Below are 22,410 nucleotides of genomic sequence, written 5' to 3' on the forward strand. Positions count from 1 at the left end.
ACACGATGGCACCGACTACCAAGGCGGCCGGCGACGGCAACGGCCTGACCGAGATGTCCTGGGACCCGATCACCCGGATCGTGGGCAGCCTCGGCATCCACACCAAGATCGACTTCAAGCAGAAGCGGGTCGCGGAGTGCTACAGCACCTCCTCGGTCTTCCGCGGCTACAGCGTCTTCATGCGCGGGAAGGACCCGCGGGACGCGCACTTCATCACCAGCCGGATCTGCGGGATCTGCGGCGACAACCACGCCACCTGTTCGGTCTACACCCAGAACATGGCGTACGGCGTGAAGCCCCCGCACCTCGGAGAGTGGATCATCAACCTCGGCGAGGCCGCCGAGTACATGTTCGACCACAACATCTTCCAGGAGAACCTGGTCGGGGTCGACTACTGCGAGAAGATGGTCCGCGAGACCAACCCGGGCGTGCTGGAGCTGGCCGAGCGCACCGAGGCGCCGCACGCCGGCGACCACGGGTACCGGACCATCGCCGACATCATGCGCTCGCTCAACCCGATCGAGGGCGAGTTCTACCGTGAGGCGCTCCAGGTCAGCCGGTACACCCGGGAGATGTTCTGCCTGATGGAGGGCCGCCACGTGCACCCCTCCACGCTCTACCCGGGCGGCGTCGGCACGGTGGCGACGGTTCAGCTGTTCACCGACTACCTGACCCGGCTGATGCGGTACGTGGAGTTCATGAAGAAGGTCGTGCCGCTGCACGACGACCTCTTCGACTTCTTCTACGAGGCGCTGCCCGGCTACGAGGAGGTCGGCCGGCGACGGGTCCTGCTCGGGTGCTGGGGCAGCCTCAACGACCCCGACCACTGCGACTTCACGTACCGCAACATGTCGGACTGGGGCCGCAGGATGTTCGTCACCCCCGGCATCATCGTGGACGGCAAGCTGGTCACCAACGACCTGACGACGATCAACCTCGGCATCCGGATCCTGCTCGGCAGCTCCTACTACGAGGACTGGCAGGGCAAGGAGCTCTTCGTCACCCACGACCCGCTGGGCAACCCGGTCGACCCCCGGCACCCCTGGAACCAGCACACCATCCCCGCCCCGCAGAAGCGCGACTTCGACGACAAGTACAGCTGGGTGATGTCCCCCCGCTGGTTCGACGGCAAGGACTACCTGGCCCTGGACACCGGCGGCGGCCCGATCGCCCGGTTGTGGTCCACCGCCCTGTCGGGGCTGGTCGACATCGGCTACATCAAGGCCACCGGGCACAGTGTGCAGATCAACCTGCCCCGCTCGATGACGAAGCCGGAGACCACCTTCGAGTGGAAGATCCCGCAGTGGAGCAACGCCATCGAGCGCAACCGCGCCCGCACCTACTTCCAGGCGTACGCGGCGGCGGCCGCCCTCCACTTCGCGGAGAAGGCGCTGGACGAGGTGCGCGCCGGGCGCAGCCAGACCTGGGAGCGCTTCGAGGTGCCGGACGAGTCGATCGGCTGCGGCTTCACCGAGGCGGTGCGCGGGGTGCTCTCCCACCACATGGTGATCCGCGACGGCAAGATCGCCAACTACCACCCGTACCCGCCCACCCCGTGGAACGCCAGCGTCCGCGACAGCTTCGGCACCCCCGGCCCGTACGAGGACGCGGTGCAGAACACCCCGATCTTCGAGGAGAACACCCCGGAGAACTTCAAGGGCATCGACATCATGCGCGCGGTGCGCAGCTTCGACCCCTGCCTGCCGTGCGGCGTGCACATGTACGTGGGGGGCGGGCGCACCCTGCAGACCATGCACGTGCCCACCGGCCTGAGCGGGCTGGCCGGATGACGGCCGAGCAGACCGGCCGGCGCATCCAGGAGACCCTGGACGCCCTGGCCGGCAGCGGTGCCGAGCAGGCGGGCGAGCAACTCGTCCGCGACCTGATGGAGTTCTACGGCGGGGGGCTGGCCCGGCTCGTCCCCGCGCTGCCCCCGTCCGTCCTGGCGCGGCTGCTGGACGACCCGGTCGTGGCCGGGCTGCTGCTCCTGCACGATCTGCACCCCGAGGACGTGACCGCCCGGATCGGCCGGGCGCTCGCCGCCCTGCCCGAGCAGATCGAGGTGCTCGGCTTCGACCCGGGCACCGGCACGCTGCGGCTGCGCCGGACGGCCTCCGGCTGTGGCTGCGGCGAGCAGGAGGTGGAGGCCGTACTCGCCTGCCACGCGCCCGAGGTGACGGCCCTGGAGCTGGAACGCGCCCCGCAGCTGCTGCAGATCGGCACCCGCCCGACCCTGCCCGCGGAGGCGCGATGAGCACCCGCCGGTTCTCCCACGCGGGCACCGCCCTGCTGCACCGGCTACGCGAGCCCGCGCCGCCGCGGCCCGAGCGGTGCGAGTTCTGCGGCCTGGACCTGCCACCCGGCCACCGCCACCTGGTGGACACCGAGGAGCGCGCCCTGACCTGCGCCTGCACCGCCTGCGGCCTGCTGTTCCAGCAGCCGGGCGCGTCCGACGGCCGCTACCGCAGCGTGCCGGCCCGCTGCCTGGTCGATCCGGACGGGCCCTTGGACGAGCGGTCCTGGTCGGTGCTGGGGATCCCGGTCGGCACCGCGTTCCTGTTCCGCAACGCCGCGCTGGACCGGCTGCTCGCCTGCTACCCCGGGCCGGCCGGTGCCACCGAGAGCGAACTGGACGAGGAGGCCTGGCAGCGCGCCCTCGGCGAGAGCCGGCTGGCCGCCGCTCTGGAGCCGGACGTGGAGGCCCTGCTGCTGCGCCGGGACGGCCGGCTCGTCGAGTGCTTCCTGGTGCCGATCGACGTCTGCTACGAGCTGGTCGGCCGACTGCGGTTGTGCTGGCACGGCTTCGACGGCGGGGCCGAGGCGCGGGCCGAACTCGACGCGTTCTTCGCGAGGTTGGCCGTCCGGGCCCGTCCCCTGCCCGCGGAGGTGACGGCGTGACCGCCCTCGGCTTCGCCTGTACCGGCGTGCGCTCCGAACCGTACGCGGCCGGGCCGACCCTGGTGTTCCGACTGCGGATCACCGCCCCGGCCGACACCCGGGTGCACGCCCTCGCGCTCCAGTGCCAGCTGCGCATCGAACCGGGCCGCCGGTCCTACAGCGGGGCGGAGGGCGAGCGGCTGACCGACCTGTTCGGCGAACGGGAGCGCTGGGCGACCACGCTCAACCCGCTCCAGTTCGCCACCGTGCCGCTGCTGGTGCCCGGATTCACCGGCGAGACCGAGGCCGACCTGGTGGTGCCGTGCAGCTACGACCTGGAGGTGGCCTCAGCCCGCTACTTCCGGGCGTTGGACGGCGGCGAGGTGCCGCTGCTGCTGCTCTTCTCCGGCACCGCCTTCGCCGGCCCCGGCGGCTTCCAGGTCACCCCGGTGCCCTGGGACAAGGAGGCCTCGGTGCGGATGCCGGTGCGGGTCTGGCGCGAGGCGATCGACCAGCACTTCCCCGGCTGCGGCTGGCTGCGGCTGCCGGACGACCTGATGGACGCCCTGCTGGCCTACCGCTCCCGGCGGGCCCTGCCCTCCTGGGAGGCGACGGTGCGGGAACTGCTCGCGACGACGGCGGTCGGGGAGGGGGCCCGGTGAGCGCCTTCCCGGCCGGGATCGAGAGCGGCTTCGCGGCCGCCCGGCAGATCGCCGACGCGGTGCTGCTGGAGGGCTACGTGCTCTACCCGTACCGCGCCTCGGCGGCCAAGAACCGGCTGCGCTGGCAGTTCGGCGTCCTGGTCCCGCCCGAGTACACCGCGCAGGGCGGCGAGCACTCCCACCAGCGCACCGAGTGCCTGGTGGAACCGCGCGGCGGCGACCGGTTGGCCGTCGAACTGCGCTTCCTGCGCGTCCAGCGGCGCATCGTCGAACGGGCCACCGCCACCGGGGGCTTCGAGCCGGTGGAACGGCTGGAGCTCGCCGACCGGGTGTTCGTCGCGTGGGACGAGGCCGTCGAGGAGCGAATCGAACTGCTGCTTCCGGTCGAGGAGTTGGCCGCAGACGGGGTGCTGCGGCCGTTCCGGCTGCCGGGCGTCGGCGAGACGGAACTGCTGCGCGAGAACGACGCGGCCGTCGGCCGACTGGTGCGTCGCCGCGAACAGGTCGACGGCCTGCTGCGGCTGACCGCCGAGGAACTCCCCGGCCCGTACCGGGCGCAGCGCCTGACGGTGGTGGTGGAGAACACCTCCACCTGGACACCGGCCCGGCATGCCCGCCGGGAGGAGGCGCTGCCGCGCTCCCTCGTCTCGGCACACCTGCTGCTCGGACTGGAGCACGGCTGCTTCCTGTCCGTCACCGACCCGCCGGAGTGGGCCCGCCCGGCCGTCGAGCGGTGCCGCAACGAGCACACCTGGCCGGTGCTGGCCGGACCGGACCGCGGGCGCCGGGTGGTGCTCTCCTCGCCGATCATCCTGGAGGACCACCCGCAGGTCGCCCCGGAGAGCCTCGGCACCCTCTACGACGCCACCGAGATCGACGAGATCCTGGCGCTGCGGACGGCGGCCCTGACCGACCAGGAGAAGCGGGAGGCCCGGGGCACCGACGAACGGGCCGGCGCCGTGATCGACCTGGCGGACTCCATGCCGCCCGAGGTCCTGGAGCGCCTGCACGGAGCCGTCCGCGGGCTGCGCGAGATCACCGGGGGCCCTCCCGAGGCGGAGCAGCCCTGGTGGGACCCGGGCAATGATCCGGCGGTCGACCCCGAGCGGGACCGGGTGCTCGTCGACGGCCACTCCGTCGGCGCCGGCAGCCGGGTCCTGCTGCGGCCCGGGCGGCGGCGCACCGATGCCCAGGACCTGTTCCTGCACGGGCGGACCGCCGTCGTCGAGGCGGTGCTCCACGACGTCGACGGGTCGGTGCACCTGGCGGTCACGGTGGACGGCGACCCGGGCGCGGACCTGTGGCGGGCGCAGGGCCGGTTCCGCTACTTCCAACCCGACGAGGTCACCCCGCTGGGCGAGGCCCCGCCACCGGCGGACGGCGCCGTCCGGACGGAGGGCCCGTGAACGCCGGGGCGGTCCTGGTCGCCGGGGTGGGCAACATCTTCCTCGGCGACGACGGGTTCGGCGTGGAGACCGTCCGCCGGCTCGCCGCCCACCCGGTGCCGACGGGCGTCGAGGTGGTCGACGTCGGCGTCCGTGGGGTGGATCTGGCGTACCGGCTGCTCGACGGCTACCGGACCGCGGTGCTGGTGGACGCCACCTGCCGCGGCGGGGCGCCGGGCACGGTCTACCTCATCGAAGCGGCCGCCGAACCGCTGGAGGCACCGGTGCTGGACGGGCACCGGATGGGGCCCGACGCGGTGCTCGCCCTGTTGGCCACGCTCGCCGCCGGCACCGGCGGCGAGCCACCCGGACGGGTGCTGGTGGTCGGGTGCGAGCCGGCGTCGCTGGAGGAGGGCATCGGGCTGAGCACCCCGGTCGCCGCCGCTGTCGAGGAGGCGGTCCAGATGATCCTGCGGGTCGTGGACGAGGTCACACAACCGGAGAAGGAGACAACACCATGCTGAGGAAACTGCTCTGCGCGACCCTGCTGGCAGGGGTCGCGGCCCTGGTCTGGCAGAGCCTGCCGGACCTCAGGCGGTACCTGCGCCTGTCACGGATGTGAGGCGCGGATTGCTGCGAACGGTGCAGCCGCGGGCGCGGTGGCGGCGCGGCTTCGAGTCGTCGACGCCACCGCGCCCTGTAATGGGGCCCGTTGCCGCCGGCCGTGGGAAGGGACCGATGCACGAGATGTCGATCGCCGCCGCCGTCGTCGAGCAGGTGGACCGGGCCGCGCGTGAACACGGGGCCCAGGGTGTCGCGCGGGTACGGCTGCGGGTCGGTGAACTGGCCGGCGTGGTCCCGCAGGCACTCGACTTCTGCTTCGAACTCGCCTGCGCCGGAACGCTGCTGGAAGGGGCCGCGCTGCAGGCCGAGTCCGTCGCGGCACGCGCCCGCTGCACCCCCTGCGCGGTCGAGTGGGCCGTCGGCATGCCGCCGGACCTCGGCTGCCCGAGCTGCGCCGGCGGCAGCGTCGAGCTGCTGTCCGGACGCGAGCTGCAGATCCTCGACGTCGAATGGGCCGAGCGCCCCGGCGTCCAGGCCGATCAGAAAGGCTGATGCCGATGTGTCGCACGGTCGACCTGCGCCAGGCGATCCTCGCCCGGAACGACGGCAGCGCAGGGGAGTTGCGGGCGGCCCTGGCCGCGCGCGGGACGGTGGCGGTGAACCTGCTGTCCAGCCCCGGCAGCGGCAAGACCGCGCTGCTGGAGGCCGAGTTGGGCCTGGCCCGGCGGCGCGGGGTGCCGGTCGCCGCGCTCACCGCCGACCTCGCCACCGAGAACGACGCGCTGCGGCTGGCCCGTTCGGGCGCGTTGGTGAAGCAGGTGCTCACCGACGGGCTCTGCCACCTGGAGGCGGAGATGCTCGCCGGACACCTGGCCGGCTGGCTGCCGGACGACACCCGGCTGCTCTTCGTGGAGAACGTCGGCAACCTGGTCTGCCCGGCCTCCTACGACCTCGGCGAGTCACTGCGGGTGGCACTGGCCTCGGTGACCGAGGGCGAGGACAAGCCGCTCAAGTACCCGACCGCCTTCGGGCTGGCCAACCTGGTGCTGGTGACCAAGGCCGACCTCGCCGCGGCGGCGGAGTTCGACGAGACGGCGTTCCGGGAGAACGTCGCGCGGGTCAATCCCGGGGTGGAGGTCGTCCTCACCTCGGCCCGGACCGGCCGGAACGTCGGCGTCCTGCTGGAGCGGGCGCTGGCCGTCCTGGACGGCGCCGAGCCGCACCGGCCGGTCATGTCCGTCGACCATGGACCAGGGCACCACCATGGACCGGGGGAGCACCGCGGGGAAGCGGAGCACCAGCACGGGCACGGGCACGGGCACGCGGAGCACCAGCAAGGGCACGGCCACGCGGAGCACGACCACGCGCCGGCCGTGGTGCGGGACCCTTCGTGACGACCGGTCGCCAGGCGCTGGGCCCGGAGCGGCGGCGGGTCGCCATCCGCGGCCTGGTGCAGGGGGTCGGCTTCCGGCCGTTCGTCTACACGCTGGCCGGTGAGCTCGGCCTCGCCGGCAGCGTCACCAACACCGGCGAGGGCGTGCTGGTCGAGGTCGAGGGCGGCCGCGAGGCCGTCGCCGCCTTCTGCCGGCGGGTGGCCGACGACGCTCCGCCGCTGGCCCAGGTGACCTCGGTGGAGTCCGCGCCGCTGGCCGCCACCGGCGGCACCGGTTTCGCCATCGTCCCGTCCCGGACCGACGGCCCCCGGGCCACCCTGATCCCGCCCGACGTGGCCGTCTGCGCCGACTGCCTCGCCGAACTGGCCGACCCGGCGGACCGCCGGCACCGGCACCCGTTCATCAGCTGCACCAACTGCGGGCCCCGCCACACCATCGTGACCGGCCTGCCGTACGACCGCGCCAACACGACCATGGCCGGCTTCCCGATGTGCCCGGACTGCGCCCGGGAGTACACCGACCCGGCGGACCGCCGGTTCCACGCGCAGCCGGTGTCCTGTCACGCCTGCGGACCGCGACTCGCCCTCATCGTGCCCGGACGCGCCGACCTGGCCGGGGAGGCCGCGCTCGCCGAGGCGCGCCGGCGGCTGGCCGCCGGGGCGATCCTCGCCGTCAAGGGCATCGGCGGCTACCACCTGGCGTGCGACGCGCGCGACGCCGACACCGTCGCCCTGCTGCGCCGACGCAAGCGGCGCGGCGACAAGCCGTTCGCCCTGATGGCCCGTGACCTCGCCACGGTCGAGGGCCTGCTGCCGCTCGGCCCGGTCGAACGCGAGCTGCTCACCGGAGCGGTGCGGCCGATCGTGCTGCTGCGCCGCACCGGCGCGCCGCGACCCGCGCTCGCGGCGGCGGCCCCGCGCAGCCCCGACCTCGGCCTGCTGCTCCCCTACACGCCGCTGCACCACCTGCTGCTCGCCGCACCGGGGCCGGACCTGCTGGTGATGACCAGCGCCAACCTCTCGGGCGAGCCGATCGTCACCGACGACCACGAGGCGCTGACCACGCTCGCCCCGCTGGTCGACGGCTGGCTCACCCACGACCGGCCGATCCACGTCCCCTGCGAGGACTCGGTCGTCCGGGTGGTCGACGGCGAGCAACTGCCGCTGCGCCGCTCCCGCGGGTACGCGCCGCTGCCGCTGCCCCTGCCGGTGCCGGTCCGCCCGGTGCTGGCGGTCGGCGGCGACCTGAAGAACACCTTCGCGCTGGCCCGGGACGGCTACGCCTGGCTGTCGGGCCACATCGGGGACATGGACGACCTGGCCACCCTGCGGGCCTTCGATCGCGCGGTCGAGCAGCTGAGCACGGTCAGCGGGGTGCGAGCGGAGCTGCTGGTCACCGACCGGCACCCCGGCTATCGCTCGGTCCGGCACGCCGAACGGACCGCGACCGGCCGCCCGGTCCACCGCGTGCAGCACCACCACGCCCACATCGCCGCGGTGATGGCCGAGCACGGCCTGGACGGGAGCCGGCCGGTCCTCGGCGTGGCCTTCGACGGCACCGGCTACGGAGAGGACGGCGCGATCTGGGGCGGCGAGGTGCTGCTGGCCGACTACGCCGGCTTCCGTCGCCTCGCCCACCTCGGGTACGTGCCGCTGCCCGGCGGTGACACGGCGGTCGAGCGCCCGTACCGGACGGCGCTCGCGCACCTGCGGGCCGCCGGCCTGCCCTGGACGCCCGGGCTGCCGTCGGTCCAGGCCTGTCGGGATGGTGAACTGCGGCTGCTGGAAAGGCAGTTGGAGCGCGGACTGAACTGCGTGCCGACCTCCAGCATGGGGCGGCTGTTCGACGCGGTGTCGTCGCTCGCCGGGATCTGCCACCGCGCCGGATACGAGGCCCAGGCGGCGATCGAACTGGAGGCGGCGGCGCACGGGTTCGGTTCCGCTCCGGGGTACGCCTTCGGGCTGCGGCCCACGGCGGACGGCTGGGTCGCCGATCCCGGCCCGGTGCTGGCCGGGGTGCTGGCGGACGTGTCCGCCGGCGCGCCCGACGGTCTGGTCGCCGCGCGCTTCCACGCCGCCGTCACCGAACTGGTCCGGCGGGTCTGCGCGTTCGTCCGGGAGCGGCACGGCACCAGCACGGTGGCGCTCAGCGGCGGTGTCTTCGGCAACGCGCTGCTCTCCTCGGCCTGCGCGCGCGGCCTCGGGGAGGACGGTTTCACCGTACTGCGGCACCGGCGGGTGCCGCCCAACGACGGAGGGCTGGCGCTCGGCCAGCTGATGGTGGCCGCCCGCTCGGTGGCCACCCGGGAGGAGTGAGGGCGGATGTGTCTGGCGGTGCCCGGCAGGGTGACGGAGATCGCGGAACGCGACGGGACCCGGATGGCGGTCATGGATTTCGGCGGAGTGGTCAAGGACGTGTGCCTGGAGTACCTGCCCGACCTGCGGGTGGGCGAGTACGCCATCGTGCACGTGGGCTTCGCGCTGCAGCGGCTGGATGAGGAGTCGGCCCGACGGACCCTCGACCTCTTCGCGGAACTCGGCCTGCTGCAGGAGGAGTTCGGCGACCCGTGGGAAGCGGCGCGAGTGGCTGAGGAGGCCGGACCGTGAAGTACCTGGAGGAGTTCCAGAATCCGGAGCTGGCGAGCGGCCTGCTCGCCGACATCAGGGCGACGGTCACCAGGCCGTGGGCGCTGATGGAGGTGTGCGGCGGCCAGACGCACACCATCATCCGGCACGCCATCGACCAACTCCTGCCGGACGAGGTCGAGTTGATCCACGGCCCGGGGTGCCCGGTGTGTGTCACCCCGTTGGAGGTGATCGACCGGGCGCTGGCGATCGCCGCCCGGCCCGAGGTGATCTTCTGCTCCTTCGGCGACATGCTGCGGGTCCCGGGCACCGACCGTGACCTGTTCCGGGTCCGCGGCGAGGGCGGCGACGTCCGGGTGGTGTACTCACCGCTCGACGCGCTGCGGATCGCCCGGGAGAACCCCGAGCGGGAGGTCGTCTTCTTCGGCATCGGTTTCGAGACCACCGCCCCGCCGAACGCCATGGCCGTCCACCTGGCCAGGCGGCAGGGCCTGCGCAACTTCAGCATGCTCGTCTCGCACGTCCGGGTGCCCCCGGCCATCGAGGCCATCATGAACTCGCCGCACTGCCGGGTCCAGGGCTTCCTCGCCGCCGGGCACGTGTGCAGCGTGATGGGCACCGACGAGTACCCGGCACTGGCCGAGCGCCACCAGGTCCCGATCGTCGTCACCGGCTTCGAACCCCTGGACATCCTGGAAGGAATCCGGCGCACCGTACGGCAGTTGGAGCGCGGCGAGCACACCGTCGACAACGCCTATCCGAGAGCCGTCCGGCCCGAGGGCAACCCGGCGGCCCGGGCCATGCTGGAAGACGTCTTCGAGGTGACCGACCGTGCCTGGCGGGGCATCGGCGTCATCCCGCAGAGCGGCTGGCGGCTCTCGCCCCGCTACCGGGACCAGGACGCCGAGCGCCGCTTCGACGTCGCGGGGATCACCACCCGCGAACCCGCGCAGTGCCGCAGCGGCGAGGTCCTGCAGGGCCTGCTCAAACCCCACCAGTGCGAGGCCTTCGGCACGGTCTGCACCCCGCGGACCCCGCTCGGCGCGACCATGGTCTCCAGCGAGGGAGCCTGCGCCGCGTACTACCTCTACCGGCGTCTGGGCACGCCGACCGTCCCCCAGGAGGCGAGCCCCGTTGGCTGACACCGAGATCCTGAGCGGGCCCGCCGTCGTACCCACGCCTGCGCCGGACGTCGAGCCGGCGCAGGCGCCGGACCTCTCCGGTTGGAGCTGTCCGCTGCCGCTTCGCGACCACCCCCGGGTGGTGATGGGGCACGGCGGCGGCGGCGCGATGTCCGCCGAACTGGTGGAGAACATCTTCGCGCCCGCGTTCGGCGGGCCGGTGCTCGCCGCGCTCGGCGACTCCGCCGTCCTGGAGCTCGGCGGCGCCAGGCTCGCCTTCTCCACCGACTCCTACGTCGTCCGGCCGCTGTTCTTCCCCGGTGGCAGCATCGGAGACCTCGCCGTCAACGGGACCGTCAACGACCTCGCCATGAGCGGTGCCCGGGCGGTCTACCTGTCCTGCGGGTTCATCCTGGAGGAAGGGGTGGAGATGGCCGTGGTGGACCGGGTGGCCAGGGCGCTCGGCGCCGCCGCCCGCACCGCCGGGGTCGAGGTGGTCACCGGGGACACCAAGGTGGTCGAGGCCGGCCACGGCGACGGGATCTACCTGAACACCGCCGGCATCGGGCTCGTCCCGGCCGGGGTGGACATCCGGCCGCAGCGTGCCGTCCCGGGCGACGTGGTGATCGTCAGCGGCCAGATCGGGCTGCACGGAGTGGCGATCATGAGCGTCCGGGAGGGCCTGGAGTTCGGGGTCGAGATCCAGAGTGACTGCGCGGCGCTCGGCGGCCTGGTCGACGCCATGCTGGCCGTCGCCCCCGACCTGCACGTGCTGCGCGACCCCACCAGGGGCGGGCTGGCGGCGGCGCTCAACGAGATCGCGGTGGCGGCCGGGGTGGGCGTGGTGGTGAGCGAACGCGCCGTCCCCGTCCCGCCCCAGGTGGCCAACGCGTGCGCGGTGCTGGGTCTCGACCCGATGTACGTCGCCAACGAGGGCAAGCTCGTCGCCTTCGTCCCGCGCGGGGAGGCGGACGCGGTCCTCGCCGCCCTGCGCGCCCATCCGCTCGGGGCCGGCGCGGCCGTGATCGGCGAGTGCGTCGCGGACCACCCCGGGATGGTCGTCGCCCGCACCGCCTTCGGGGGCACCCGGGTGGTCGATCTGCCGCTGGGCGAACAACTGCCCCGGATCTGCTGACCCCGTCGCGGCGCCCGTCCAGACAGGCCCCAGCCCTGGCCGGGCGCCGGGAGGCCGCCGTCACGGACTGCCGCGCCGCCGTCCGGCGTGCGGCCGGCCTCCCGGAGCGCCACCACCTCGGCCCGTGCTCCGCCCGGCCGGGCCGCGCGCGGGTGACGTCCCCGGGTACGCCGTGCCGCGCTTCCACGCGCCGTCGGCCGCTGGCGGAGCGGTGCCTGGCCTGGCGTCACACTGGCAGGTCGGGGCACCGCGCCGGTGCCCGGAACCGAGCACCGGAGGATCGATCATGGCTACCCCCTCACGCCCCGGCCGGCGGTCCGTCCTCAGGGCCGGGATGGGACTCGCGCTGGGCACGGCGGGCCTGAGCGCGGCGGGCCTCGCGGCCGCCTGGCCGGCCGTCGCCGCGACGACCGGGCAGAACGGCACCCCGCTGTGCGACCAGCCCGGTGACTCGGCGAGTCAACAGGGGCTGGGGTCGGGCGACTTGGCCATCCCGTACTACCGGGAGCACGACAACTCCTGGGGCTACGTGTTCGGCGACTCCTGGACCGGCATCCAGCAGAGCGGCACCTACATCGGCTCCCCGGTGATGCTGAACCAGGCGGGCTTCGACGCGTCCGGGGCGACGCCGATCTCGTTCACCTGGGCGCAGCCGACCGGCGGGCAGGCCGGGCAGCTCTTCGGCTACACCCACCGCGTCGACAACGGCTACGGCTGGGAGATCAGCCGGATCCCCAACGACTGCATCGAGTTCGGCGGCCGCACCTACCTCCAGTACACGTCCGTGTACACCTGGGGCGCCCCCGGGGACCCGGTGCTGGACCCGGGCCACGACGGCTCGCTGATGTCCGGCGTCGCCTACTCCGACGACTACGGCGTGACCTGGCGGGACTACGCGTACCACTGGCCGGGCGACCACCAGGGCGAGAACCAGTCCCTGTACGGCATGTGGTCGTTCGCGGGCATCGACCCCGACGGCTGGCTGTACGTGTTCTCCAAGCGCTGGAACGGCTCCCACGTCAACTCCGCGGACGGCGGCGCGATCCAGTTGTTCCGGTACCAGCCGGAGGACTTCCGGGCCGGCCGGTTCGAGGCGCAGCAGAACTGGGCGTACCTGAACGGCTCCTGGCAGTGGACCACCGCCGCGCCGCCCTCGGTGATCCTCTCCGGCAACAACACCGGGGAGTTCTCCGTCAAGCGGATCGGCGGCACCTACTGCATGAGCTACTTCGACGTGCGGCTGGGCACGATCTTCACCCGCACCGCGCCCCGGCCGGACAGCCCGTGGAGCGTACCCCTGCCGCAGATCACCGCCCTGCAGGTGGCGAACCTGTACGGCGGGTACATCCACCCGGGCAGCCCGAGTGCGTCCGCGCTGACCCTGATCGTGTCGCAGTGGCCCGGCCAGGTGGGCCAACCGCCGTACTGGGTCCGCCAGTTCGACGGCATCCGGGCCTGACCGGGCCGGCCCCGCACCCCGGGCGGTGCGGGGCCGGTGGTCCCGTCAGGCGATCATGAACTCGCGGACCGCGAGCGCCCGCTTCACGATCCGGACGTCGCCGAGGTAGCCGTGGAAGACCTTGTTCAGCGACCCCGCGTAGGCGTAGCCGCCCAGCATCCACGGGCGCCCCAGGGTGGTCAGGCCGACGGCCGGCGTCGCCGGGTTGCGGGCCACTTCGCAGCCGTCCACGTACATCCGGTTGAGCCGGCCGTCGTTGACGACCGCGACGTGCCACCACCGGTCCAGCGGCAGCTGGTGCCCCCAACAGGTCGACGCCCCGGTCTGGTTGAGCGGATACACGCACCACTGGAGCCCGGGTCCCTCCGACAGGCTGAGCGTGACGACGGGCTCGTCCGGATCGGTCGAGGGGCCGCTCTTGCCCGCCTCGCTGCTCATGCCCCAGCGGCTGAGGACGGCGGACCAGCGGCTGCGCGCGGAGTCCCAGTCGGCGGGAAGCTTGAAGAACGCCTCGACGGTGTAGCCGCGTTCGAAGGTCTCCCGGTTCATCGGCGCGTTGGGCACGGTCTGGAGGTAGGCGCCGAGCTGGGCGGAGCCCTGGCTGTCGAAGCGCAGGCTGCCGTGGCCCGGCTGGTCGGGGTGGTAGTCGGTCGACCAGCGGAGCGCCTGGTCGGGGGCGCCCGGGGCGCTCTGCCGGACCAGGTCGTTGCCCAGCCCCGTCAGGTCCTTGACGGTCTGCCGATCGGAGACGGCCGTCCCGTCGCCCCCGCCGTTGTCGAACCGCCAGTAGGCCAGGGTGTCGCGGACCAGCAGCCCGCTCGCCCGGCGCGCCGGGCGCTTCGGGACGGGGGCGAAGCCGGCGAAGCGTCGCTCGAAGTCGATCGGGATCGAGAAGCGGTCCACGTCGGAGGTCAGCTCGGCCTCCTGGGCCGCCAGCGCGTTGCGTTCGTCGGCCGCGATCTCCTGGATCCACGGCGAGAAGGTCGAGACGTCGACGGTGTTCCGGTCGAGGTCGAAGCGGTACGCGCGGATCATCGCCGCGCCGCCGTAGTAGCGGTCCTGGTAGTTGGTGATGTGGACGTGGACGTCGTGGCCGGCCTTGTTCGTGAGGACGGTCCGGCCGGGCGGCCAGTAGTGGCCGTTGACGGTGAGGAAGATCTGGTCGTTGCCGCTGACCAGCCGGTCCCAGAGCTGCTTCCCGTAGTCGGACAGCTCCGCCTTGCCGCCGTCGTCGGCGTAGGCCATCTCGTGGGTGGTCAGGATCACCGGGAGCTTCGGGTTGGCGGCGATCACCGCGTTCGCCCAGGCGAAGCCCGCGTCCGACAGCCGCCAGTCCAGCGAGAGGAGCAGCCAGTCGCGGCCGGCCGCCCGGAAGACGTGGCAGGTGTTGTAGCCGTCCGGGCTGGAGCCGCGGTAGCCGGCGGTGCGGGCGGCCCTGGCCTGGCTGAACGTCTCCAGGTACGGGGTGCTGCCGCGCTGGTCGTCGGTCGAGGAGCGGACGTCGTGGTTGCCCGCGAGCACGCCGTAGGCCGCGCCGGCGTCGTCGAGCAGGCCGAACACCTTCGTCACCGCGGCGTACTCGACGGGCAGCCCGTGCTCGGTCACGTCGCCGAGGTGGGCCAGGAAGACGATGTTGTCGTCCTGCCCGCCCTCGCGGTTCACCCCGCCGTCGAGCACGTAGCGGACCGAGGCTTCGAGCGGGGCGGGGTGGATCCGGTCCTCGTCGAAGAGGTACTGCGTGTCCGGCATGACGACCAGGGTGAACTGCCTGCTGTCGGGATCGGGCTGCCACCGCCCGCGGCCCTTCGCCGTCTTCGCGGCCGTGCCCTGCGGGTCGCCGGACGCCTTCGGGTCACCGGAGGCCTTCGCGTCGGCCGCCTGCGCGGGCACGGCGCCGAGCAGGCCGAGCCCCACGGCGCCGGCCCCGGCCCCGAGCAGCCCGGCGCCGTGCAGGAACCGGCGGCGGCTGGCCGCGGCCGACCCGTTCCCGTCGAGCTCCGCGGTCCGGGGGCAGCCGCACGCGTACGGGGTGTGGGCCTCCGCACAGGGGCCGGAATCTGATGCCTGGATGTCGTGCATGTTCGCTCCCACGAGTGGTGTGGGACCTGACGGTAGGTACCGGGACTGGTCGGCGACCGTCGGGCGGACCACGACCCGCTGAACAGCGGTCGAAATCGGCGGGCACGGCATCGACGGGCCGCTGCGGCCCGGGGCGGGGCCGCAGCGGCCACCGGAATCCTCAGGAGCCGGAGGGGTGCTTACGAGCCGGAGGTGGCCGCGGACAGGGTGGTCGCCATGATCGGGCTGGTGAAGGTGTTCGTCGCATCGCCCGAGGAGGGGTGGTACGAGCCCCACTTGAGGTAGTTCCTGGTGCCGTCGGAGGTGGTGCCCTTGAAGGTGCCCGAGCCGGTGGTGAAGGTCTGCTTCACGCCGTCGAACCAGAAGTCGATGGTGCCGTCGGTACGACCCAGGCGGATCTTCAGGGCGTAGGAGTGCCACTGGCCGTTGGACACCGGCGCGGTCCACAGCGAGTGCGCGACGTGGTCGGTGTCCCACTCCTGGAGGCGGACGCGGCCGCCGGTCGCATCGATCTCGATCGGGTGGTTGGCCGTGCCGGTGCTCGGGGAGCACTTGAGCTGGAAGACGTAGCGGCTGTTCGTGTCCTTGATGTCCACCTTGGACGACCAGCCCAGGTAGAAGGTGTCGCCGTCCTTCAGGTCGGGGCTGAGCGTCTCGCAGCGCTCCTCCCCGGCGGCCTGGAACGCCTGCCACACGCGGCCCTTGACGGCGTCGTCGACGACGCCGAAGTTGCCCGCCGCGCACTGGACACCGGCGAAGGAGGACGGGCCCTTGCTCGTGCTCGGGGTCCAGAGCACCTGGCCGTCCGCGCTGCTCGGCGTCACCGAGACGCAGGAGATCGCGAGCGTGGCGACGGCCACGCCTCCGGCGGCGAGCTTCCGGCGGTGGGACAGAAGGGACATGTCATCTCCTCGAAGACGAGCGACCGGGCGTGCCGATCCAGGTGGACTGGACGATTCGACCACCTGCCGGGCAGTCAGGCCAGGCGGAAGCACCGGCAGAAGTGCGGAGCGCCAGTTGTGCCGATCGACGGGGTTCGGACGCCGGCCGGGTGCCGAGTCGTGGACCGCCCCGGGTCAGGCGGTGGCCCGGCCGGGGAGGTTCTCAGACCTACGGCGCAGCGGCCTCCGGGACCCGAGCGGTGCTGCTTCGGCGGGCGGACCGACGGCAGGGCACGCCTCACCCCAATGGATCGGTGAGCGTGCGTCGCTGTGGGAGGCCCTCCCATGGTGGACCGGGGACACCACCGGCCCGGGCCGCGCTCGGATCGCGGCAGGCCTGCCGGCCGAGGACCGGAGAACGGATCGGTGGCAGCGCCACGGCACGGCCACCTCGCCGAAGAAGCGGAGACCTGATGAGGCTTGTCGTTGACCTCAACCGGTGCCAGGGGTACGCGCAGTGTGCCTTCCTGGCCCCGGATGCGTTCACCATGCACGGTGAGGAAGCGCTGATGTACGACCCCGAGCCCGACGACGCGCAGCGGCTGGACGTGCTGCGCGCGGCGCACGCCTGCCCGGTGAAGGCCATCACCGTGGAGGACCTGGGCGGGGCGCCCGACGGCGAGCGGGAGGCCACCCATGTCGCTTGACGGTTCCCTGGAGAAGCTCAGACGCGAGGGGCACATCGTCATCGTCGGGGCCTCGATAGCGGGCCTGCGCGCCGCTGAGACCCTTCGCGCCGAGGGCTTCACCGGCACCCTGACCATGATCGGTGACGAGCCGAACGAGCCCTACGACCGGCCGCCGCTGTCCAAGCAGGTCCTGCTCGGCCGGGTACCCGTCGACCACACCAGGCTGCCCCGGCGCCGGACGGTGGACGCCCGGTGGCGGCTCGGCGTCGCGGCGACCGGACTGGACCTGGCGGCCAAGCGGGTGCACCTCGCCGACGGTGACGCGGTCGACTACGACCGGCTGCTGATCACGACCGGAGTCCGTGCCCGGCCCTGGCCGCAGGAGCTGGAGGCCGAGCTGGACGGGGTCTTCGTCCTGCGGACCAGCGACGACGCGGCCCGGCTGCAGCGCAGGCTGAACGCGGGCCCGCGCCGGGTGCTGGTCATCGGGGCCGGGTTCACCGGCTCGGAGATCGCCTCCGCCTGCCGGGAGCGGGGCCTGGAGGTCACCGTCGCGGAGCGCGGGGCGGCTCCGCTGGTGGGCGCGCTGGGGGGTGTGGTCGGCGAGGTGGCCGCGAGCATGCAACGCGAGCACGGCGTCGATCTGCGCTGCGGTGTCACGGTGACCGGCCTGGAGGGGGACTCGGCCGGACGGCTGCGCCGCGCGCACCTGTCGGACGGCAGCACGGTCGAGGTCGAGGTGGCGGTGGTGTGCCTCGGAGCGACCCGCAACACCGAGTGGCTCGCCTCCTCCGGCCTCGGCGCCGGTCCGCGCGGGATCGCCTGCGACGCCGGCTGCCGGGCCTTCGACGTGCGGGGCATCGTCACCGACGACGTGTTCGTCGCCGGGGACGTCGCCCGTTCCCCGCACCCGCTCTTCGGCTACCAGTTCCTCTCCCTGGAGCACTGGGGCAATGCGATCGAGCAGGCCGAGACCGCGGCCCACAACATGATCAGCGCCAGCTCGGACCGCCGCCCGCACGTGTGGACGCCGTCCTTCTGGTCCGCCCAGTTCGGGGTCAACATCAAGTCCGTCGGTGTGCCGCCCATGGCCGACGAGATCATCGTCACCCAGGGGTCGCTGGCCGAGCGCCGCTTCGTCGCGGCCTACGGCTTCCAGGGCCGCATCATCGCCGCCGTCGCCTTCGACCAGGCGAAGTGGCTGGAGTTCTACCAGCGGCAGATCGAACAGGCCGCGCCGTTCCCACCCGAGTTCGCCACCGTCGACCGGCGGCCCGAGGGGATGCACCCGGTACCGGCGGAGTTCCCCGACCCGTCGATGCCCAGCCACGGCCCCACCGTGACGCTCAGCGGCCACTCGCCGTCCGAGCGGCGGATCTCGTTCACCCCACTCCGCGCCTGACCTGGAAGGACCCACACCATGACGTCGGTCGCGCTCCTGCGCCAGATCACCGACTACGCGAATCGCGCCGACCCCTACCCCCTGTACGCCGAGCTGCGCAAGACCCCGGTGGTGCGGGACGAGACAGGGGTCTACCTGGTCAGCACGTACTGGGAGATCCACCACCTGCTGCACGATCCCCGGGTCAGCTCCGACGTCCGCAATCTCAGCCCCGAGGTGGCCGGCGCCGTCGGACAGGTCGAGGACCCGAACCTGCCGCCCAGTTTCCTGCGGCTCGACCCGCCCGAGCACGACCGGCTGCGTCGGCTGGCGATGCGTCCGTTCGGGCCGCCGCACACCCCGCGGCGGGTCTACGAGATGCGCGGCGAGCTCGGCGAGATCGTGTCCGGCCTCATCGACGGCTTCCGGGACAGGGGACAGATCGACCTGGTGGACGACTTCTCCTACCCCTTCCCCGTCACGGTGATCTGCCGGCTGCTCGGCGTCCCCCATGAGGACGAGAGCCGCTTCCACGGCTGGGCCGACACGATCGCCGGCGGTCTCGACCCCGGCCACGGCACGGAGGAGGAGCGCGAGGCGAAGCAGCAGGCGATCCGGCAGGCCCGGGTCGACCTCGCCGGCTACCTGGCCGGCCTGATCGAGGAGCGCCGCCGCTCGCCCCGCGACGACATGCTGTCCGCCCTGGCGACCGGCCACGGACCGGACGGCCAGATGTCGCCGGTGGACATGGTCATCACCTCGACCCTGCTGCTGATCGCCGGCCACGAGACCACGGTCAACCTGATCACCAACGGCATGCTCACCCTGCTGCGCAACCCGGACGTCCTCCAGCGGCTGCGGGAGGACCCGGACCTGGTGGTCCCGCTGGTGGAGGAACTGCTGCGCTTCGAGCCGCCCGTGCAGTTCATTCCGCACCGCACCCCGCTGAGCGACATCGAGGTCGCGGGGACGATCATCCCCAAGGGCGCCCCGCTGTACCTGATGCTCGCCTCCGGCAGCCGGGACCCGCAGCGGTTCCTCGACGCGGACCGCTTCATCCCCGACCGGCCCGACAACCAGCACCTGGGCTTCGGCAGCGGCCTGCACAACTGCTTCGGCGCGCCGCTCGCCCGGCTGGAGGCGCAGATCGCGCTGACCGAGCTCACCCGCCGGCTCGACAACCTGCGGCTGGTCGAGGACCCGCCGCCGTACCGCCAGAACGCGGTCCTGCGGGGGCCCCGGCACCTGGCCGTCGCCTTCGACGGGCTCAAGCAGTAGACCGGCCGGGTGGTCGACCGGCCGGGGGAGGACCACCCAGGCAGTTCGCCACCCCGGGCTCGGCCCGTCGCTCGTCGGGGTGGCGGGCCGAGCCCGTCCGGGCACGGTCAGTAGCCCTGCTGCTGGTCGAGGGCCTTGTCCAGGGCCTCGTCGAGGGTGGTGGCGGCCATGATCAGCGAGAGATGGGTGAACGCCTGCGGGAAGTTGCCCAGCTGCTCGCCGCTGGGACCGATCTCCTCGGCGAAGAGGCCGACGTGGTTCGCGTAGGTCTGCATCTTCTCGAAGGCGTAGCGGGCCGGCCGCAGGTGCCCGGCGCGGGCGAGGGCGTCGACGTAGAGGAAGGTGCAGAGGCTGAAGGTGCCCTCCGAGCCGTGCAGACCGTCGGGGGAGGCCACGGGGTCGTAGCGGTAGACGAGACTGTCGGACACCAGCGTGCGCTCCATCGCACGGAGCGTCTTCAACCAGCTCTCCGTCCGGGGAGACATGAACCTGACCCTGGGGATGAGCAGCAACGAGGCGTCCAGGACGTCACTCCCGTAGGACTGCGTGAGGGCCTGTTCCCTCTCGTTCCAGCCGCGCTCCATCACCTGTTCGAGGACGGCGTCGCGCGCGGCGGTCCAGCGGACGGTGTCGGCGGGGCGGCTGAAGTCGGCCGCCAGGCGCAGGCCCTGGTCGAAGGCCACCCAGGACATCACCCGGCTGAAGGTGAAGTCCTTGCGTCCGCCGCGGGTCTCCCAGACGCCCTCGTCGGGACGGTCCCAGGAATCGGCGAGCCAGTCGAGCGTACGGGCCAGGTTCTTCCAGCCGTGGTAGCCGGCCCGCAGGCCGATCTCCCGGCTCTCCGCGAGGGCGTAGAGCGCCTCGCCGTAGATGTCGAGCTGGAGCTGGTCGGCGGCGGCGTTCCCGGCCCGTACCGGGTGGGAGCCGCGGTAGCCCTCGAAGTGTTCGAGGATCTCCTCGGTGAGTTCCGGGTCCCCGTCGACCCGGTACATGATCTGGAGGGGTTCTCTCGCGATGCCGTCCATGCCGTCCGTACCGCGCAGGCGGTCGCCCAGCCGCTCGCCCAGCCAGTGGGTGAACTGCTCGGCCTCCTCGACGAATCCGAGGTCGAGCAGCGCCCGGACGGACAGCGAGCCGTCGCGGACCCAGGTGTAGCGGTAGTCCCAGTTGCGTTCCCCGCCGACCTGCTCGGGCAGTCCCATGGTGGCGGCGGCGACCGGGGCGCCGGTGGGGGCGTAGGTGAGCAGCTTGAGGGTGATGGCGGACCTGTTCACCGCGCCGGGCCACCGGCCGCGGTAGCGGGAACCGCGTACCCAGCGCTGCCAGAAGTCCACGGCCGCCCACAGCTGCTCGGTCACGCCGTCGGGGGTCGGCGGAGGCGGGAGGGGGCCGTCCGGGCCGCAGACGGTCAGGACGGCGGCGGCGTGCTCGCCCGCGGTGAGGGTGATCTCCCCCCGGACGTCCCGGGCCTCGGCGCCGTCCGGGCGCAGCGGCACGGTGCTCCGCAGGTACGCGGTGATGCCGGGCGCCCGGAAGGCCGCGGTGTCGTCGCGCAGGTCGAGCTCATGGCCGGCCCGGCCGTAGTCGAAGCGCGGCCTGCACTCCAGGGTGAAGCGCACCGTGCCGCGTACGGCCCGCGCCCCGCGGACCAGCACGTGCCGGTCGGTGGGTGTGCCCGTCCGGTCCGGTGGCATGAAGTCGAAGACCTCGCCGACCCCGTCGGGCGACATGAACCGTGTCACCAGGACCGCGGTGTCCGGGTAGTAGAGCTGCTTGCAGGTGGTGGACTCCTCTTCGGGGGCGAGGCGGAAGTAACCGCCGCGGTCGTGGTCCAGCAGGGCCGCGAAGACACTGGGCGAGTCGAACCGGGGGGCCGCGAACCAGTCGACGACTCCCCGGGAGGAGACCAGAGCGGCGGTCTGGAGGTCGCCGACAAGGCCGTGCTCGGCGATGGGAGGGTACCGGTCCATGATCATCAGACCTTTCTGGCGCTCTTCCTCCACTGTCCGCCCGGTCCCACGGGTTCGCGAAGGGGCCGGGCGCCGAGGGCTGCCGCACCATGCGCGTCGCAGCAGCGCGCGGCGGGAAGTGTCAGACAAGCCCTGGCTCCGGAGGAGCCTCTCCCGGGAACCGGTTGCCCGGGAAGGTCATGACCGCGTGTTTCAGTACCGCTGAGCCTGGACCACGCGCGGTACGAGCGCCTTGTCCCGGTCCATCGTGGTGAACGCCGTGGGAGTCGCCTTGCCACCCGGCGCGACGCTCTTCGCCCCCAGAAAGACGGTGTCCACCGGCTTGCCGGTCTCGTCGAGGAACTCGACCTTGATCGCGTACGACGCGGTCGAACGCGTGCTGTTCACCATGGTCACAGTCGCGGCGTTGAAGCCCGCCGACCGCGCCTTGGGCAGACCGGTGATCGTGACGTCCCCCATCGCGTTGCCCGCACCCTCCGTCTTCGACAGAACGGACTGCGCCTCGGCCCGGCCGGCCGCCAGCTGTGCCGAGACCGACGCCTCGAACGAGGCTGCCGCCGCAGACTGGGACGCCGCCGCCGAGGAGGCCGCGGCCGATGCCGCAGACGCGGCCGCCGAAGCCGATTCCAGCAGCGAAGCCTTGGCCGAGGCGACCGGGGACGGCAGCTGGCCCGAGAAGGAGTTCACATCAGGAGAGAACGGGTGCGACGACGCCGACGACGATGTGGTCGACGACGAGCCGCATCCGGCGGCCATCAGCACCGTGCAGCCGAGCGCGACAGCGCCCAGCCCGACCCGCTGGCACACGGTCGACATCGGCGCCCGATTTCTCCCGCCGGCAAAACGCGACATGACCATCCGCCTCCACCTCACGGCCGGACCACAAACCGTCCGGACCTGCTGCCCACAATCGTCGGCCCGGCCCCGCGAACCCGCCAGCGGGCCTGCGA

General features: G+C 72.8%; 20 protein-coding genes. 16 read left to right on the forward strand and 4 right to left on the reverse strand.

All coding sequences use genetic code 11. From position 1 onward, the window contains the following. Positions 1-5: 5 nt before the first annotated feature. The 13 genes from P3T27_RS31020 (at position 6) to P3T27_RS31080 (ending at position 13,182) form a co-directional block, all read left to right on the forward strand. Positions 6-1,790 (forward strand): nickel-dependent hydrogenase large subunit, encoded by a 1,785-nt coding sequence (locus P3T27_RS31020; RefSeq protein ID WP_280684492.1) that lies wholly within the window; start codon positions 6-8, stop codon positions 1,788-1,790. Further along, positions 1,787-2,254, forward strand: a complete 468-nt coding sequence (locus tag P3T27_RS31025; protein ID WP_280684494.1) for a thioredoxin — start codon at positions 1,787-1,789, stop codon at positions 2,252-2,254. The genes P3T27_RS31020 and P3T27_RS31025 overlap by 4 nt, the downstream gene beginning before the upstream one ends. Continuing rightward, on the forward strand, positions 2,251-2,898 hold the full coding sequence (locus P3T27_RS31030) for a DUF5947 family protein (protein WP_280684496.1): 648 nt from the start codon (positions 2,251-2,253) through the stop codon (positions 2,896-2,898). The genes P3T27_RS31025 and P3T27_RS31030 overlap by 4 nt, the downstream gene beginning before the upstream one ends. Then, complete coding sequence (locus P3T27_RS31035) at positions 2,895-3,539, forward strand: DUF6084 family protein (protein WP_280684497.1); 645 nt, start codon at positions 2,895-2,897, stop codon at positions 3,537-3,539. Before P3T27_RS31030 ends, P3T27_RS31035 begins: the two co-directional genes overlap by 4 nt. Then, entirely contained in the window at positions 3,536-4,945 is a 1,410-nt protein-coding gene (locus tag P3T27_RS31040) for a hypothetical protein (protein ID WP_280684499.1), read from the forward strand. Before P3T27_RS31035 ends, P3T27_RS31040 begins: the two co-directional genes overlap by 4 nt. Beyond that, positions 4,942-5,448, forward strand: coding sequence for a hydrogenase maturation protease (locus tag P3T27_RS31045; protein WP_280684501.1), 507 nt, complete (start codon positions 4,942-4,944; stop codon positions 5,446-5,448). Before P3T27_RS31040 ends, P3T27_RS31045 begins: the two co-directional genes overlap by 4 nt. A gap of 214 nt (positions 5,449-5,662) precedes the next feature. Continuing rightward, a complete protein-coding gene (gene hypA / locus P3T27_RS31050) occupies positions 5,663-6,040 on the forward strand; it encodes a hydrogenase maturation nickel metallochaperone HypA (protein WP_280684503.1) in 378 nt (125 codons plus the stop codon). A 5-nt stretch (positions 6,041-6,045) separates the two neighbouring features. Continuing rightward, the gene (hypB, locus tag P3T27_RS31055) at positions 6,046-6,882 is read left to right on the forward strand and encodes a hydrogenase nickel incorporation protein HypB (RefSeq protein ID WP_280684505.1); all 837 of its coding nucleotides are present in this window, start codon (positions 6,046-6,048) and stop codon (positions 6,880-6,882) included. Next, positions 6,879-9,197: a carbamoyltransferase HypF gene (gene hypF / locus P3T27_RS31060; RefSeq protein ID WP_280684507.1), complete on the forward strand. Its 2,319-nt coding sequence runs from the start codon at positions 6,879-6,881 to the stop codon at positions 9,195-9,197. The genes hypB and hypF overlap by 4 nt, the downstream gene beginning before the upstream one ends. Positions 9,198-9,203: 6 nt before the next feature. Beyond that, positions 9,204-9,488: a HypC/HybG/HupF family hydrogenase formation chaperone gene (locus P3T27_RS31065; protein ID WP_280684509.1), complete on the forward strand. Its 285-nt coding sequence runs from the start codon at positions 9,204-9,206 to the stop codon at positions 9,486-9,488. Next, positions 9,485-10,609, forward strand: a complete 1,125-nt coding sequence (gene hypD / locus P3T27_RS31070) for a hydrogenase formation protein HypD (protein WP_280684511.1) — start codon at positions 9,485-9,487, stop codon at positions 10,607-10,609. Before P3T27_RS31065 ends, hypD begins: the two co-directional genes overlap by 4 nt. Before the next feature lie 94 nt (positions 10,610-10,703). Next, positions 10,704-11,723, forward strand: a complete 1,020-nt coding sequence (gene hypE / locus P3T27_RS31075; RefSeq protein ID WP_280684642.1) for a hydrogenase expression/formation protein HypE — start codon at positions 10,704-10,706, stop codon at positions 11,721-11,723. 286 nt (positions 11,724-12,009) lie between these two features. Continuing rightward, a complete protein-coding gene (locus tag P3T27_RS31080; protein ID WP_280684513.1) occupies positions 12,010-13,182 on the forward strand; it encodes a DUF4185 domain-containing protein in 1,173 nt (390 codons plus the stop codon). Positions 13,183-13,227: 45 nt separating this feature from the next. On the opposite strand, the gene P3T27_RS31085 is transcribed toward P3T27_RS31080, so the two are convergent. Continuing rightward, positions 13,228-15,261: a LamG-like jellyroll fold domain-containing protein gene (locus P3T27_RS31085; protein WP_280684515.1), complete on the reverse strand. Its 2,034-nt coding sequence runs from the start codon at positions 15,259-15,261 to the stop codon at positions 13,228-13,230. A gap of 179 nt (positions 15,262-15,440) precedes the next feature. Then, positions 15,441-16,163: a heparin lyase I family protein gene (locus P3T27_RS31090; protein WP_280684517.1), complete on the reverse strand. Its 723-nt coding sequence runs from the start codon at positions 16,161-16,163 to the stop codon at positions 15,441-15,443. Between the two features lie 452 nt (positions 16,164-16,615). Here P3T27_RS31090 and P3T27_RS31095 point away from each other — a divergent pair, with 452 nt between their 5' ends. Genes P3T27_RS31095 through P3T27_RS31105 form a run of 3 tightly spaced genes read left to right on the forward strand, consistent with a single transcriptional unit; the run spans position 16,616 to position 19,490 of the window. Further along, positions 16,616-16,849 carry a ferredoxin gene (locus P3T27_RS31095; RefSeq protein ID WP_280684519.1) on the forward strand — a complete coding sequence of 78 codons (234 nt, stop codon included), beginning with the start codon at positions 16,616-16,618 and terminating at the stop codon, positions 16,847-16,849. Continuing rightward, positions 16,839-18,233 carry an FAD-dependent oxidoreductase gene (locus P3T27_RS31100; protein ID WP_280684521.1) on the forward strand — a complete coding sequence of 465 codons (1,395 nt, stop codon included), beginning with the start codon at positions 16,839-16,841 and terminating at the stop codon, positions 18,231-18,233. The genes P3T27_RS31095 and P3T27_RS31100 overlap by 11 nt, the downstream gene beginning before the upstream one ends. Before the next feature lie 18 nt (positions 18,234-18,251). Then, complete coding sequence (locus P3T27_RS31105) at positions 18,252-19,490, forward strand: cytochrome P450 (protein WP_280684523.1); 1,239 nt, start codon at positions 18,252-18,254, stop codon at positions 19,488-19,490. 107 nt (positions 19,491-19,597) lie between these two features. Here P3T27_RS31105 and P3T27_RS31110 read toward each other — a convergent pair whose 3' ends face one another. Then, positions 19,598-21,460, reverse strand: a complete 1,863-nt coding sequence (locus P3T27_RS31110) for a glycoside hydrolase family 15 protein (RefSeq protein WP_280684525.1) — start codon at positions 21,458-21,460, stop codon at positions 19,598-19,600. Between the two features lie 192 nt (positions 21,461-21,652). Then, a complete protein-coding gene (locus tag P3T27_RS31115) occupies positions 21,653-22,318 on the reverse strand; it encodes a hypothetical protein (RefSeq protein ID WP_280684530.1) in 666 nt (221 codons plus the stop codon). Positions 22,319-22,410: the final 92 nt, after the last annotated feature.

Source organism: Kitasatospora sp. MAA19 (assembly GCF_029894125.1).
GTDB lineage: Bacteria > Actinomycetota > Actinomycetes > Streptomycetales > Streptomycetaceae > Kitasatospora.

Coding starts and splice junctions, on each gene's coding strand:
- P3T27_RS31020 (WP_280684492.1), top strand. CDS start 6: ATGGCACCGACTACCAAGGCGGCCGGCGACGGCAACGGCCTGACCGAG.
- P3T27_RS31025 (WP_280684494.1), top strand. CDS start 1,787: ATGACGGCCGAGCAGACCGGCCGGCGCATCCAGGAGACCCTGGACGCC.
- P3T27_RS31030 (WP_280684496.1), top strand. CDS start 2,251: ATGAGCACCCGCCGGTTCTCCCACGCGGGCACCGCCCTGCTGCACCGG.
- hypA (WP_280684503.1), top strand. CDS start 5,663: ATGCACGAGATGTCGATCGCCGCCGCCGTCGTCGAGCAGGTGGACCGG.
- hypB (WP_280684505.1), top strand. CDS start 6,046: ATGTGTCGCACGGTCGACCTGCGCCAGGCGATCCTCGCCCGGAACGAC.
- P3T27_RS31065 (WP_280684509.1), top strand. CDS start 9,204: ATGTGTCTGGCGGTGCCCGGCAGGGTGACGGAGATCGCGGAACGCGAC.
- P3T27_RS31080 (WP_280684513.1), top strand. CDS start 12,010: ATGGCTACCCCCTCACGCCCCGGCCGGCGGTCCGTCCTCAGGGCCGGG.
- P3T27_RS31085 (WP_280684515.1), bottom strand. CDS start 15,261: ATGCACGACATCCAGGCATCAGATTCCGGCCCCTGTGCGGAGGCCCAC.
- P3T27_RS31090 (WP_280684517.1), bottom strand. CDS start 16,163: ATGTCCCTTCTGTCCCACCGCCGGAAGCTCGCCGCCGGAGGCGTGGCC.
- P3T27_RS31095 (WP_280684519.1), top strand. CDS start 16,616: ATGAGGCTTGTCGTTGACCTCAACCGGTGCCAGGGGTACGCGCAGTGT.
- P3T27_RS31100 (WP_280684521.1), top strand. CDS start 16,839: ATGTCGCTTGACGGTTCCCTGGAGAAGCTCAGACGCGAGGGGCACATC.
- P3T27_RS31105 (WP_280684523.1), top strand. CDS start 18,252: ATGACGTCGGTCGCGCTCCTGCGCCAGATCACCGACTACGCGAATCGC.
- P3T27_RS31110 (WP_280684525.1), bottom strand. CDS start 21,460: ATGGACCGGTACCCTCCCATCGCCGAGCACGGCCTTGTCGGCGACCTC.
- P3T27_RS31115 (WP_280684530.1), bottom strand. CDS start 22,318: ATGGTCATGTCGCGTTTTGCCGGCGGGAGAAATCGGGCGCCGATGTCG.